Source organism: Geotalea sp. SG265 (assembly GCF_022808985.1).
Lineage (GTDB): Bacteria > Desulfobacterota > Desulfuromonadia > Geobacterales > Geobacteraceae > Geotalea.
In genome coordinates, this window is the sequence record NZ_JAKZFT010000019.1 from 31,822 (window position 1) to 46,056 (window position 14,235).

At 54.3% G+C, this 14,235-nt stretch carries 15 protein-coding genes; 12 read left to right on the top strand and 3 right to left on the bottom strand.

All coding sequences use genetic code 11. From position 1 onward, the window contains the following. The first annotated feature begins 14 nt into the window (after positions 1–14). The gene (locus ML541_RS16935) at positions 15–386 is read left to right on the top strand and encodes a response regulator (RefSeq protein WP_243374722.1); all 372 of its coding nucleotides are present in this window, start codon (positions 15–17) and stop codon (positions 384–386) included. Positions 387–483: 97 nt separating this feature from the next. On the opposite strand, the gene ML541_RS16940 is transcribed toward ML541_RS16935, so the two are convergent. Continuing rightward, the gene (locus tag ML541_RS16940; RefSeq protein ID WP_243374723.1) at positions 484–2,256 is read right to left on the bottom strand and encodes an ATP-binding protein; all 1,773 of its coding nucleotides are present in this window, start codon (positions 2,254–2,256) and stop codon (positions 484–486) included. Further along, on the bottom strand, positions 2,253–2,930 hold the full coding sequence (locus ML541_RS16945) for a response regulator transcription factor (RefSeq protein ID WP_243374724.1): 678 nt from the start codon (positions 2,928–2,930) through the stop codon (positions 2,253–2,255). Before ML541_RS16945 ends, ML541_RS16940 begins: the two co-directional genes overlap by 4 nt. 265 nt (positions 2,931–3,195) lie before the next feature. On the opposite strand from ML541_RS16945, the gene ML541_RS16950 reads away from it, so the two are divergent. The 4 genes from ML541_RS16950 to ML541_RS16965 all read left to right on the top strand — a co-directional run bounded on the left by ML541_RS16950 (position 3,196) and on the right by ML541_RS16965 (position 7,852). After that, complete coding sequence (locus tag ML541_RS16950) at positions 3,196–4,845, top strand: AMP-binding protein (RefSeq protein WP_243374725.1); 1,650 nt, start codon at positions 3,196–3,198, stop codon at positions 4,843–4,845. A gap of 46 nt (positions 4,846–4,891) precedes the next feature. Beyond that, the gene (locus tag ML541_RS16955) at positions 4,892–5,038 is read left to right on the top strand and encodes a hypothetical protein (protein WP_243374726.1); all 147 of its coding nucleotides are present in this window, start codon (positions 4,892–4,894) and stop codon (positions 5,036–5,038) included. An 18-nt stretch (positions 5,039–5,056) separates the two neighbouring features. Beyond that, on the top strand, positions 5,057–6,247 hold the full coding sequence (locus ML541_RS16960; protein ID WP_243374728.1) for a Xaa-Pro peptidase family protein: 1,191 nt from the start codon (positions 5,057–5,059) through the stop codon (positions 6,245–6,247). A gap of 282 nt (positions 6,248–6,529) precedes the next feature. Then, positions 6,530–7,852 carry a citrate (Si)-synthase gene (locus ML541_RS16965; protein ID WP_243374730.1) on the top strand — a complete coding sequence of 441 codons (1,323 nt, stop codon included), beginning with the start codon at positions 6,530–6,532 and terminating at the stop codon, positions 7,850–7,852. A 101-nt stretch (positions 7,853–7,953) separates the two neighbouring features. On the opposite strand, the gene amrA is transcribed toward ML541_RS16965, so the two are convergent. After that, a complete protein-coding gene (gene amrA, locus ML541_RS16970) occupies positions 7,954–8,508 on the bottom strand; it encodes an AmmeMemoRadiSam system protein A (protein ID WP_243374773.1) in 555 nt (184 codons plus the stop codon). 92 nt (positions 8,509–8,600) lie between these two features. On the opposite strand from amrA, the gene ML541_RS16975 reads away from it, so the two are divergent. The 7 genes from ML541_RS16975 (at position 8,601) to ML541_RS17005 (ending at position 14,229) form a co-directional block, all read left to right on the top strand. Then, positions 8,601–10,028, top strand: a complete 1,428-nt coding sequence (locus ML541_RS16975; RefSeq protein WP_243374732.1) for an aldehyde dehydrogenase family protein — start codon at positions 8,601–8,603, stop codon at positions 10,026–10,028. Positions 10,029–10,200: 172 nt separating this feature from the next. Next, a complete protein-coding gene (locus tag ML541_RS16980; RefSeq protein ID WP_243374733.1) occupies positions 10,201–10,410 on the top strand; it encodes a hypothetical protein in 210 nt (69 codons plus the stop codon). Positions 10,411–10,560: 150 nt separating this feature from the next. After that, positions 10,561–10,974 (top strand): nucleoside-diphosphate kinase, encoded by a 414-nt coding sequence (gene ndk, locus ML541_RS16985; protein WP_243374734.1) that lies wholly within the window; start codon positions 10,561–10,563, stop codon positions 10,972–10,974. Positions 10,975–11,035: 61 nt separating this feature from the next. Beyond that, positions 11,036–12,070, top strand: coding sequence for a 23S rRNA (adenine(2503)-C(2))-methyltransferase RlmN (rlmN, locus tag ML541_RS16990; RefSeq protein WP_243374735.1), 1,035 nt, complete (start codon positions 11,036–11,038; stop codon positions 12,068–12,070). A 38-nt stretch (positions 12,071–12,108) separates the two neighbouring features. Continuing rightward, positions 12,109–12,972 (top strand): S-methyl-5'-thioadenosine phosphorylase, encoded by an 864-nt coding sequence (mtnP, locus tag ML541_RS16995; RefSeq protein WP_243374736.1) that lies wholly within the window; start codon positions 12,109–12,111, stop codon positions 12,970–12,972. A gap of 22 nt (positions 12,973–12,994) precedes the next feature. Beyond that, positions 12,995–13,369, top strand: a complete 375-nt coding sequence (locus ML541_RS17000) for a hypothetical protein (protein ID WP_243374737.1) — start codon at positions 12,995–12,997, stop codon at positions 13,367–13,369. A 371-nt stretch (positions 13,370–13,740) separates the two neighbouring features. Next, complete coding sequence (locus tag ML541_RS17005; RefSeq protein ID WP_243374738.1) at positions 13,741–14,229, top strand: adenosine-specific kinase; 489 nt, start codon at positions 13,741–13,743, stop codon at positions 14,227–14,229. Positions 14,230–14,235: the final 6 nt, after the last annotated feature.

Below are 14,235 nucleotides of genomic sequence, written 5' to 3' on the forward strand. Positions count from 1 at the left end.
GACGGAGGAACGTGATGAAAACAAAGACCGTTCTGGTCGTTGATGACAGCGAGATCGTGGTGGCCATGGCCAGCGATGCCCTTGAAGAGGGTGGTTTCAAGGTTATTACCGCCCCGAACGCAAAGGCGGCGGACAAGCATATCTTTTCCCAGAGCAAGCCTGATCTCATCATTCTCGACGTGATGCTGCCCATCCTCGACGGGGACAAGAAGGCACGGATGCTCAAGGACAATCCCCAGACCAGGGATATTCCCATTCTGCTGCTTTCTTCGAAGCCTGCGGACGAGTTGGCCCGGTTGGTAACCGACTCGGGAGCCGACGGATTCATCCGTAAGCCGTTCATGCCCCGTAACATGGTGGATAAGGTGCGGGATATGCTGAGCTGACAGAGCGAAATAACCGGAACATGAAAGGGGACAGGTATTAAAGCCTGTCCCCTTTTTTTACGGTTTATCGGAGATTCCGGAAGTGCGCTTGACTCTTTCAAGCGGCCTTTCTGAGGGTGAACGAGAAGGTCGATCCCTTCCCCGGGGTGCTCGTTACCCAGATAGTGCCCCCGTGGGACTGGACGATGTGCTTGACGATGGAGAGCCCCAGACCGGTTCCCCCCTTGTCACGGCTTCGCGCTTCGTCCACCCGGTAAAACCGCTCGAAGATGCGGGGCAGGTCCTTGGCCGGAATTCCCAGGCCTGTGTCGGTCACGGAAATTTTCAGCATTTCCCCGTCATCCTCAGCGGTGACTGTCACCGTGCCGTTGTCGGGGGTGTATTTGATGGCATTGTCCAGGAGGTTCACCAGTACCTGATCCAGCTTTCCCTTATCGGCAAGGACCATATGCCTGTCCCCGATCGTCTCTGCATCCAGGCCGATCCCTTTGTCGGCGGCCTTTTGGCTGAGCAGGGTCACCGCCTGCTTTACTGCTGACTTGAGGCTCAGGGGGCGGGGGTCGAGAAGGACCTTGCCCGATTCCAGCTCGGACAATGCCAGCAGATCGGCGATCAGGGACGAGAGCCGCTCACCGTGGTTGTGGATCACCTGGATGAACCTCCGTGCCCGGTCGGGATCGCTTTCCAGCGCCCCTCCCAGCAGGGTTTCCGCATAACCCTGGATAACGGAGACCGGAGTTCGCAGCTCGTGGGAGACATTGGCCACAAAATCCCGGCGTGTGGCGGCCAGCTTCTTCAGGTCGGTGATATCGTGGAAAACCGCCACCACCCCCGTAAGCCGGTCACCGTCAAGGAGCGGCACCCAGTGGGTCAGGATGTAGCAGTCCTTTTCACCGCTCATGCTCATTTCTTCCTGTCGCTCGATGCCGTCGGCCATGGTCTTTCGGTAGGCTGCATGGAGCGCTGGTTGCCGGCTCACCTCCAAGAGGGGCTTTCCTTCCACATCTTCCCTGATTGAGAACATCCTGCGAAAGGCCGGATTGACCAGGGTAACGATGCCCTGGGCATCTGTCACCATCAGTCCCTCCCCCATGCCGCGAAGAATGGTGTCGAGTCTGTTCCTTTCGGCTACGATACTGGTAAGCTGGGTCTCGATCCTTTCCGACATGTCATTCATGACCGCAGCCAGATCCCCTACCTCGTCGCGGCTTTCCCGGGGAACCCTGAGACCGTATTCTCCCTTGCCGATCCTGGCGGCGATGCCGGATATGGTGCGCAGGGAGCGGGAGGTGATGTTGGACATGATGTAGCTGAAAAAGAGGGCTGCCAGAAGGGCGAGCACCAGGGCGATGCCCAGCATCAGGTGCATGTGGGAGCGTGCTTCCTGCAGCCGGGCCAGTGGGAGGGCAAGCCTGATGATTGCCATTTCTCCGTTTTTCAGCACCAGGGGGCGGGCCACATAGAGCATGGGCATCTGCAATGTGGACGAGTAACGGATGGCGGTACCCATTCCCTCTTTGATTGACCTCTGTACTTCGGGACGATGCAGATGATTTTCCAGGTCCTTGAGCTGGCCTGGGGGAACCTCCGAATCGCCGATTACCCTGCCGTCACTTGCAATGATGGTGAGCCTGGCCTTGATTTCCTTGCCGACCGTTGCGGCAATGGCCGGCGCATCCCGGAGCAGGTTATCACCGGCCCTGTCGGCCATGAGGGCTGCCAGTCTGGTCTCGCTGATCAGGTTGTTGCTGATCTCGGCCAGCATGTACCTTTCCAGGGCATGATTCAGGTAGGCATAGATGATCGCCCCCATGAAAAGGACCAGGCAGAGGTAGGAGAGCATCAGTTTCAGGCGGAAGCTCGTTTTCATTGCTCCTCCATTTTATAGCCGAAACCCCTGATGGTTTTGATCATCTCCCCTGCCTCCCCCAGTTTTGTCCTGAGCCGTGTCACGTGGGTATCCACCGTCCGGGTGTCTCCCACATAGTTATAGCCCCATACATCCTGAAGCAGTGTTTCCCTGCTCTGCACCCGTCCCCGGCGTTCGGCCAGGTTTAAGAGCAGCTTGAATTCGGTCGTGGTGAGGGCGATCTCCTCGTTTTCGATCAGAACCTGGTGCCGTTCCGTATCGATATGTACCGGACCAATGACTATTTTGCAGGCGGGTGCAGCGGGGGCGGAACGGCGGAGCACCGCCCTGATCCGCAGCAACAGTTCCCTGACGGAGAAGGGCTTGACCACGTAATCGTCCGCCCCCACCTCGAATCCCACTACCCGGTCGATCTCCTCGCCTCGGGCGGTAAGCATCATGATGGGAATCGCTGCCGTCTGCTCGTTTTTTTTCAGACTTTTGCAGATTTCCGTGCCCATCAGGCCGGGGAGCATCAGGTCCAGAAGTATCAAATCCGGCAATTCCCGGCGTGCCGCCTCAAGTCCGGAGCTCCCATCGGCTTCGTACAGGCAGCGGAAGCCCTCACCCTCCAGGTTGAAGCGTATCAATTCGGCCAGATCCCGTTCGTCTTCGATAATGAGGATTGTTTGCATGTGCCGCTCCTTTGCTGCCGGCATTTTATTTCCACATCTGCTGTTGATAACAGGGTGGATAATAGGTTAATCGGCAGAAAAAAGGTAACAATAAATAGCTACCTGTAACGGAATGCCTAATAAACCGGCAAAAAGCTGGAGGGGTCATCTCGGTCCTCAAACTGCTTGACTTGTAATAAATGCTGTGATAAGTGGTAAATTCCCTTTTAAATCAATAAGTTAAATTGTCAAACTTAAGTTTGATATTGTCAAACAGGAGGACAGTATGTCGACCCGGCTGGAGTTTACAATTGGTGGTCTGCTGGACCATATCGCCGCCACTTATCCCGACAATGATGCCCTGGTTTACCCCGAACTGGGTCTGCGCTACAGCTATCGGCAGTTTAACGAGGTTTGCCGCCGGGTGGCTAAAGGCCTTCTGAAGCTCGGCATCCGTAAGGGGGAAAATGTGGCCATCTGGGCCTACAACGTCCCCGAATGGGTTATCCTCCAGTTCGCTACAGCCAAGATCGGCGCTGTCCTCGTTACAGTCAATACTGCCTATAAGTCGGCTGAGCTTGAATATCTTCTCAACCAGTCCGATTCCACCACCCTCTTTATGGTCAGGTCCTGGAAAGATACGGACTATGTGGCAACCCTGGGTGAGGTGGTGCCGGAATTGGCCACTGCCAAGGATGGGCGCATTACCACGCCTAAGCTTCCCTTCCTGAAGAACCTGGTCTTCATCGGTGACGAGACCCCTGCGGGTATGCTCAGCTTTGCCTGCATCGCCGAGATGGGTACGGATGTCGCCGATACCGAGCTTGCTGCCGTAGAGGCATCACTGGACATCCACGACACCATCAACATGCAGTACACCTCAGGTACCACCGGTTTCCCCAAGGGGGTCATGCTGACCCACCATAACCTGGTCAACAACGGTTTCAATATCGGCGAGTGTATGAAATTCACCCACGCGGACCGCCTGTGCATTCCGGTGCCCTTTTTCCACTGCTTCGGTTCCGTTCTCGCGGTAATGGCCAGTGTCACCCACGGCACTGCAATGGTGCCGGTGGAGCTCTTCGACCCGCTCAAGGTGCTGCAGACTATCGAAAAGGAGCGTTGCACCGCCGTTCATGGTGTTCCCACCATGTTCATCGCCGAGTTGGAACATCCCGAATTCCGCAAGTTCGATCTTTCCACATTGCGTACCGGCATCATGGCAGGCTCGGTCTGCCCCATCGAGGTGATGAAGCGGTGCGTCAAGGATATGAACCTGACGGAAATCACGAGTGTCTATGGCCAGACCGAATCCTCTCCCGGCATAACCCAGACCCGAACCGGCGACTCCTTGGAGCTGCGGGTCTCGACCGTTGGCCGTGCCTTGCCCGGGGCGGAGGTCAGGATCGTCGACATCGAAACCGGAGAATCTCTGCCGCCGGGCAAGCAGGGAGAGCTGTGCGCCCGTGGATACATGGTTATGAAGGGATACTACAAGATGCCGGAGGAGACCGCCAAGGTGATCGATGCCGACGGCTGGCTGCACACGGGCGATCTGGCAGTGATGGACGAGAGCGGCTATTGCAAGATCACCGGCAGGATCAAGCAGATGATCATTCGCGGTGGCGAGAACATTTATCCTAAGGAGATCGAGGAATATCTTTACACCCATCCCAAGATCTCGGACGTGCAGATATATGGAGTGCCCGACCGCAGGTTCGGAGAGCAGGTCATGGCTGCGGTCATTCTGAAGAAGGGGGAGGTCATGAGCGAGGACGAGGTCAAAGCCTTCTGCAAAGGCAGGATAGCCAACTACAAGATCCCCAAGTACGTCAAATTTGTGGAGGGCTATCCCATGACCGCCAGCGGCAAGATCCAGAAATTCAAGCTGCGGGAGATGGCTATCAAGGAATTGCAGCTGGAAGAGGAGAATTGAGCAGCAACAAGTCCATCGGGCTTATGCCCGCCAAAAAGGAGCTACGGTGAGGGAAACGGCACTGGGTATCATTTTCTTTCTTTTTATTCTCTGCTTCATCGCCATCGTCATCGAAGAGACATTTCTCGGCGGACGGAAAAAGCGCAGACTGCTGCGCGAGGCACGGGAAAAGCAGCATTCCTCATCTAACTGAACAGCACAAGGAACAATCATGAGACTTACACCGGCAACAGAGCTTGATTACCGCTATAAAAAACTTCAACAGCAGATGGCGGTCCAAGGGCTCGATGCAGTCCTGATATTGCAGAATGCGGATCTCTTTTATTTTACCGGCACCATTCAGAACGGAAATCTCTACGTCCCTGCTGAGGGTGAGCCCATTTACATGGTGAGAAAGGATTTCATGCGGGCGCGCATGGAGTGCGGCCTGAAGCATGTGGTGCCCTTCGGCACCATGAAGGATATCCCCGCGGTCCTGGCCGAGCATGGCTATCCGTTGCCGGTGAACATCGGTATGGAGCTGGATATCCTTCCCGTGAATTTCTTTACCCGCTACGAGAAAGTCTTCCCCGGAGCCCGATTCAGCGATGCCACTCCCCTTGTCCGCAAGGTGCGCATGATCAAGAGCCATTACGAAATCCATCTCCTTCAGGATGCGGCCGAGCAGGTAGACAGGGTAAACCGCCGGGTGAAGGATGTGCTTCGCGAGGGGATGACCGATCTGGACTTGGCCGCCGAACTGGAATATGTGGCACGGAAGGAAGGGCACCAGGGCCTGGTGCGGATGCGGGCCTTCAACGGCGTGATGCTCTTCGGCCATGTCTTCTCCGGTACCGATACGGCGGTGCCGACTTATGTGGACACGCCGCTGGGGGGGATGGGCATCAATACGAGTTTCAGCCAGGGGGCCGGCCACAAGCCGATCGGGCGGAACGAGCCGGTCATCGTGGATTTTGCTGGATGCTGCGACGGTTATCTGGTGGACCAGACCAGGATTTTCGCCATCGGCAGTCTGTCCGACAGGATGAAAAAGGGCTATGAAGACATGCTGAAGATACAGGCGCGCATGATGGAGCTTGTACCGCAGCGCCCAGCCTGGGGGCTCATCTACGATGAATGCTTGGCCCTGGCCCACAGGCTGGGGTATGCCGATACCTTCATGGGCAACAAGGGGGCACAAGTCAGCTTCATCGGTCACGGCCTTGGCGTGGAAATCGACGAGTATCCCTTCATTGCCAAGGGGTTCGATACCATGACCATGGAGCCGGGCATGGCATTCGCCTTCGAGCCCAAGGTGGTCTTTGCCGGCGAAGGCGCGATAGGCATCGAAAATACCTTCTATCTCACCGAGTCTGGTCTTAAGCGGTTGACCTTTTCCAGTGAGGAGTTGGTCTTCTTATGAAGATTGTTTAATTCCTGCATTTTTTTTGTTGAAATATGCACAGCGGGGTGATATAAGTTTTACCCAAATTGTATACAGTATATTTTATAATGAGTACCTGAAGTTTTATCGTGGCTTGCTCCTGGCTGTTTTTCCTGCTTTAACATCATTTGGAATCGACCAAATTGCCGCTTTTTCCAGCTTATCCATGCAGGAAAGGAGGTTACCTGTTAGGCAGCTTTTGGTTTATTTTTTCTTATTTTTTATTTTATCACCCCACCAGACAAAAGGAGAGCGAACACCATGGCACTTAAGGACACCCTGAAGCAGAAGATTGAAGCGCATCGCACCCGCACCACCAGACTGACCAAAGAGTTCGGCAAGGTAATCATCGATCAGGTAACCATCGACCAGTGCATCGGCGGTGCCCGCGATATCCGCAGCCTGGTTACCGACATTTCCTACCTCGATCCCCAGGAAGGTATCCGCTTCCGCGGCAAAACCATCCCCGAAACCTTTGCAGCACTGCCGAAGGCTGCCGGTTCGGCATATCCGACCGTTGAGTCTTTCTGGTACTTCCTTTTGACTGGTGATGTTCCGACCCAGGCTCAGGTTGACGAGGTCGTTGCCGAGTGGAAAACTCGTCAGAATGTGCCCTCCTATGTCTTTGATGCCATCCGTGCTCTTCCTAAGGAAAGCCATCCGATGGTCATGCTGTCCGTCGGTATCCTGGCCATGCAGAAGGATTCCAAGTTCGCCGCTTTCTACAACTCCGGCAAGTTCAACAAAATGGTTGCCTGGGAAACTGTCTATGAAGATGCCAGCGACATCGTTGCACGTATCCCCATCGTTGCCGCCTTTATCTATAACCTGAAATACAAGGGCGACAAGCAGATCGCCATCGACCCGAAACTGGACATGGGTGCAAACTTTGCCCACATGATCGGCCAGAGCGAGCAGTACAAAGACGTTGCCCGTATGTACTTCATCCTCCACTCCGACCATGAGTCCGGAAACGTTTCCGCCCACACCACTCACCTGGTGCACTCGGCTCTTTCCGACCCCTACTATGCATACTCCGCCGGTCTCAACGGCCTCGCCGGTCCTCTCCACGGCCTGGCAAACCAGGAGGTCCTGGGCTGGATCATGGAATTCCAGAAGAAACTCAATGGTGCCGAGCCCACCAAGGAAAACGTTACCAAAGCTCTCTGGGATACCCTCAATGCCGGCCAGGTCGTTCCCGGTTACGGCCATGCCGTTCTCCGCAAGACCGACCCCCGTTACACCGCACAGCGTGAATTCTGTCTCAACACCCCGGGCCTGAAGGACGACTCGCTCTTCAAGCTCGTTGCCATGATCTTCGAAACCGCCCCCGGTGTTCTCACCGAGCACGGCAAGACCAAGAACCCCTGGCCGAACGTCGATGCACAGTCGGGCGTCATCCAGTGGTACTACGGCGTCAAGGAGTGGGACTTCTACACTGTTCTCTTCGGTGTTGGCCGTGCCCTCGGCTGCATGGCTAACATTACTTGGGACCGTGGCCTCGGCTACGCCATCGAGCGTCCCAAGTCAGTTACCACCGACATGCTCGAGAAGTGGGCTGCTGAAGGTGGTCGCAAGTTCTAATCGCGATCTGCAATGGTACAAAAAAAGGGAGATGCTTCGGCATCTCCCTTTTTTGTTAAATTTTTTGCAAGCAAAACCTTCGGGGGCGGAAAAGAACTTTATTACAGATCTTTTTCGCTGAATACTTGGGCGCTGAAGATGTAGATGTCAGTTCCTTCCTTCCAGCCCTCCTGTTTCAGCCCAGCTTTCAGGCAGGTCTGACGGAGGAAGGTATCCCTGTCCCAGCCGAATTCGACGGCCACCTGGGGAAGCAGCACCCCCCGGGAAAAGTTCTTCTCTATGTACAGGCCGTGTTTTCCCACTTCAATTTCTTCTATGGAGGAGATCTTGTGTAAAGGGGAGAGTACTGAGATCTCCAGGTTGTAATCAGCCAGATCCTCCTCTTTCATGGGATAGAAGCGCGGATCACGGGTTGCGGCAGAAATGGCCATTTCCTGCACCAGTTGAAACAGCGGCTTCTCGGAGATAAAATTGCCTATGCATCCGCGCAGCGTTCCATGCACTTTAATGCTGACGAAGCATCCGGACTGGGTGAGCAGCCCTTGGTCCGCTGTTTCGAATTTCGGTATTGTGTCATCGGTTACGTATTGGTTGATGGTGTCCCGGGCGATCTTGAGGAGCACCTGTTTGTCGCCGGCGGAAAGATTGCTGTCGATCACGGTAGTTTCCTTGTTAGCTGTTGATAATTGGGTGTCAATGTAATATATTTGGCGAATATTTACAAGCGTTAACGCATGGGGAGGAACGAATGGCCAAACGTTATAGAATGTTGATTGACGGAGAATGGCTGGGGGATGACCGCATTGGAATAGAGGTGATTAATCCGTTTGACGATTCATTGATAGGGCTGGTTCCCGAGGCAACCGCCGGAGACGTTGAGGCAGCCATCGTTGCCGCCGGAAGGGGATACGAGCGGATTTCCGCCCTGCCTGCCCACAGGCGTGCCGAGATACTGGAGAAAACGGCCGAATTCATCCTCCGGGATAAGGACGAGATAGCGGGCATCATCGCGCGGGAGGCGGGCAAATCCTGGAAATTCGCGATTGCCGAGGCCGAGCGCAGTGCGGAGACATTCAAATTTGCCGCCATGGAGGCGAAGGGAAGCCACGGCGACATCGTTCCCATGGACGCATCCCCTGTTTCCGCCGGGCGCTTCGGCTTCTACATCCGGACCCCCATTGGCATAATCGGAGCCATCACACCATTCAATTTCCCTTTGAACCTGGTGGCACACAAGGTTGCCCCGGCCATTGCCACCGGTAATGCCGTAGTGCTCAAGCCGGCTACCAAAACGCCGCTTACCTCCCTTAAACTTGCCGAATTGCTCATGGAGGCGGGCCTTCCTGCTGGAGCCCTCAATGTGCTGATCGGCAGCGGAGCGACGGTAGGAAACCGGCTGGTGGAGGACGACCGGCTGGCAATGATTACCTTTACCGGCAGTCCACCCGTGGGGCGGGGCATCAAATCCCGCAGCGGCCTCAAAAGGGTTACCCTGGAGCTCGGCTCCAATTCTCCGACCATTATTGAAGAGGACGGCGATGTGGACAAGGCCGTTTCCCGGTGCGTCGTCGGGAGCTTTGCCAACTCGGGGCAGGTTTGTATTTCGGTGCAGCGCATCTTTGTCCACAAGAAACGGTACGATGAGTTCCTCGGCAAATTTATCGAGGCGACCCACCTTCTGAAGGTGGGGGACCCGTTCGACAAGACTTCGGACATAGGCCCCATGATTACCAGGAAAGAATTGAACAGGGCTCTGGAATGGCTGGAAGAAGCAAAGAAACTCGGTGCCGTAGTAGCGGCAGGGGGCAATGCTTTCGGTAACTGCCTGGAGCCGACCATCCTCACCGGCGTTACCCGCGATATGAAGGTCATGTGCTCCGAGGTTTTCGCTCCCATCGTTTCGGTACTCCCCTATGAGACGTTCGATGAGGCGCTGGAGATGGCTGACGATTCTGTCTACGGCCTTCAGGCCGGCCTTTATACCAGTGACATAAAGAAGGCGTTCACGGCCATCAAGAAGCTGGATGTGGGTGGGGTGATCATCAATGACGTGCCAACCTTCCGTGTTGACCACATGCCCTATGGCGGCAACAAGGAAAGTGGACTGGGACGCGAGGGGCTGAAATATGCCATGGAGGAGATGACCAATATCAAAATGGTCTGCATAAGCATCTGATTTTTCCAGCCTTTTCCGGTGTTGCCAGTAACCTTGAAATATTTATTTTTAGCGGTTAAAAAAATCTTGACTTTTGAAATTTTAATAGTATATTTGCGCTTTGTTGTGACCGAAAACCATGCGCCATGCGCAAAAGAATGGTAATCAAAAAAGAAAAGAGGTGATATCGTCAATGAAAAAACTGATCTCTTTGGCACTGTGCCTGGCTCTGGCTATCGCTTTCGCCGCTGGCTGCAAAAAGAAGGAAGAGGCTCCTGTTGAGCCCGCTAAGACCGAAGCTCCTGCTGCTGCTCCGGTTCAGGCTCCTATGACTGCTAAGTCTGCTCCTGCAGCTCCTGCTGCTCCGGAAGCAACCCCGGCAGCCCCTGCTGAGAAGAAATAATCTTTCTTCACTCGGTTTGGACCAAAATGGCCTACAGAATTTATTCTGTAGGCTGTTTTTATTTCCAGTGTAACGGAACTTTCATTGACATGGCAGGCGCAAAATGGTATTGAAAACGTTCGTTTACTATAATTGATTACGGAGGGAACCATGGAAAGAACATTTGCGATTATTAAACCCGATGCCGTGGAGCGAAACATCACCGGCAAAGTTCTCGATAGGATAGAAGGGGCAGGATTCAAGATCGTCGGCATGAAAAAGATTCACCTGACCAAGAAACAGGCCGAGGGTTTCTATTATGTGCACAAGGAGCGTCCATTCTTTAACGACCTCTGTACGTTCATGTCCAGGAATCCGGTGATCGTACTTGCCCTGGAGAAGGACAATGCCATTGCCGCTTGGCGTGAGCTGATGGGAGCGACCAACCCTGCCAATGCCGAAGCCGGAACCATCAGAAAAGATCTGGGGGTCAGCATCGAAGAAAACACCGTTCATGGTTCCGATTCTCCCGAATCCGCCGCCTTCGAAATACCGTATTTTTTCAGCGCCCTTGAACTGGTGTAGGAACATTTCACAATACAAGTAAGGAAAGAGCCCTTCATCTTGAAGGGCTTTTTTATATTCAATGGAAAAAGTAGATATAAAAAATTTTACGCTGGCGCAACTGGAAGGCCATATCACCGGTCAGGGCAAAGAACGGTTTCGTGCTAAGCAGATCTTCAAGTGGCTCTATCAACAGAACGCCACCTCTTTTGCCCAGATGACAAACCTTTCCAAGGAATTCCGGGCCGAGTTGGAGAGAACGGCCTGGATCAGCAACCTGGAAGCTGAGGCGGTGGAAGCCTCTGCCGACGGGACAAAGAAGTATCTCTTCCGCCTTGCTGACGGCAATGCTGTGGAGTCGGTGCTCATTCCCGACGAGGATAGAAACACCCTCTGCATTTCGAGCCAGGTAGGATGCGCCATGGGGTGCGAATTCTGCCTAACCGGCACCTTCAAGCTGACACGAAATCTAACCACTGCCGAGATTGTCAATCAGGTCTGTGCCGTCAAGCGGGAAGAGCCGGTCCGAAACATCGTATTCATGGGGATGGGGGAACCTCTGGCCAATCTTGAAAACGTAATCGGTGCCTTGCGCATTCTCACCGATCCCGACGGCTTTCAATTCTCGACCCGCAAGGTGACGGTGTCCACGTCGGGGCTTGTGCCCGAAATGGCGGCGCTGGGGGCGGCAGTGACTGTAAACCTGGCCGTTTCCCTCAATGCAACCACCGACGAGGTCCGAGACCGGATCATGCCCGTCAATCGTCGCTACCCGCTTAAAGAGCTTATCGCCGCCTGCAAGGCGTTTCCACTCCCTTCGCGGCGCTGGATAACGGTCGAGTATGTGTTGATCAGAGGGGTTAATGATTCCCTGGATGACGCAAAACGGCTGGTGAGATTGATCAGCACCTTTCCTTCCAAGGTGAATCTGATCCCTTTCAATGAGCACGAAGGGTGCAGCCTCGCAACCCCGACCCAGGAATCGATCGATCGCTTCCACAAGTACCTTCTTGATAAGCATGTTACCGTCATCACCCGCTCAAGCCGGGGGAGCGATATCTCGGCGGCATGCGGGCAGTTGAAAGGGCGGCTGGACAAGGCGGCAGAAGCACGATAACAGTCGATACGGCAGCAATACAATCAGGAGGCAGTATAATGAGCGAACAGGTAATTGGTATCATCGGCGGCAGCGGTCTCTATGAGCTGGATGGACTGGCCGATCTGCAGAACATCTCCATGACCACCCCTTTTGGTGATCCTTCAGACGATTTTATCACCGGCACCCTCGATGGGGTGCGTATGGTCTTCCTGCCGCGCCACGGTAGGGGACACCGTCTCCTGCCCTCTGAGATCAACTTTCGCGCCAATATCTACGGAATGAAAAAACTGGGGGTGACACACCTCGTATCCGTTTCGGCGGTGGGGAGTATGAAGGAAGAGATTGTGCCCGGCCACATCGTAATACCCGACCAGTTCATTGACCGCACCAATGCGAGCCGTATCAATACCTTTTTCGGCAACGGCGTTGTTGCACATGCCCAGTTCGCCGACCCGGTCTGTGCCGAGCTTTCGGCCAATCTCTATGCTGCAGCCGAGGCTGTCGGGGCGACTGTGCATCGGGGCGGGACCTACATCTGCATGGAAGGACCCGCTTTTTCCACCCGCGCCGAGTCCCTCATGTACCGTTCCTTTGGTGCTTCGGTTATCGGCATGACCAATGTTCCCGAAGCCAAACTGGCCAGGGAGGCGGAAATCTGCTACGGAGTTATTGCTCTGGCAACCGATTACGACTGCTGGCACGAGTCCCATGAAGATGTATCCATCGATGCCATACTGGAAATCGTTCGAAAAAATGTTACCATGGCAAAGGCCATCATCAAAAATGCCGCCGGCCGCATTGGCGCCGAAAGAACATGCCACTGCTCTTCGGCCATGCAGTATGCGGTCATCACCGACAGAGCCGTCATTCCTCAGCAGACCAGGGAGAATTTGGACATCATTATCGGAAAATATCTCTAGCGGGCGCTGGAAGGAGTTGGACATGGGAATCAGAGGATCGAAAATAGCTTTCTGGGCCACCGGGATACTATTGCTGCTGATTGGTTGTTTCTTCGTCTATACATGGTTTGCCCTGACCTGGAGTTATTCGAACGGAGAGCGTGCGGGATATGTGCAGAAATTCTCCCGCAAAGGGTGGTTATGCAAGACCTGGGAAGGGGAATTGTCCATGGTTCCGGTCCCAGGCGCAGTGCCGGAAAAATTCCTCTTCAGCGTGCGGGATGACGCCGTGGCACAAAAGATCACCGGCTCCATGGGGAAAAGGGTATCTCTTCTCTATGAGCAGCATAAGGGGATACCAACCAGCTGTTTCGGCGAGTCCGAGTACTTTGTTACCAACATCAAGACTACTGAATAATCTTTGCTTTACCGCAATTTCTCATGGCTGTCCGGGTACGGACAGCCATTTTTTTTGATTCATCTGGAATTCTGTTAAGCAAAAGGCAGTCGCGACCTCGTCCGTTCGCTCTGTCGCCACAGCTGCGACCTTGCGGTGTCGCCCGTCTAATGGTGCACGCTGCTTGAATGAAATGGTTGCCTCCGTTCGACTTGCGGCGGTGTCCGCTCACCGCTGTAGCTCGTTGCTCTCTACCGACGCCACGACTGCCTTCCCCGGAAATGTCAGAAGGACCTTTTTTATCCAGCCTCTTGGACGTCCCCCGTTTGCGTATGGCTGCAGGGTTGATAGAATATTTTAATATGACGGCTATTTCCCAAAAGGGGGAGTGTATGAACCTGGAGATGCATGCCGTAAAAATCGATGTCCCCGATGGTTGCAATTTTATCCTTGGCCAGACCCATTTTGTTAAAACAGTGGAAGATCTCTACGAGATAATGGTTGCCACCGTACCGAAGGCACGTTTCGGCATAGCTTTCACCGAGGCGTCGGGACAATGTCTGATCCGTACCGAAGGAAATGACGATGAGCTCATTGCCAGTTGTGTCATCAGTATGCAGGCCATAGGGGCCGGCCATGTTTTCTGTATCATCATGCGTGAGGCTTTCCCAATAAGTGTCCTCAATCCCATCAAGAACTGTCCCGAGGTGTGCCAGATCTATTGTGCTACTGCCAATCCGCTGCAGGTCATTGTCGCATCCACGGACAAGGGTTGGGGGGTCGTTGGCGTCATTGATGGATTCCCGCCGAAGGGAGTTGAGACCGAAAGTGACCGCAACGAGCGGCGGGCGTTGCTGCGAAAGCTGGGCTACAAGCGTTGAGGATAC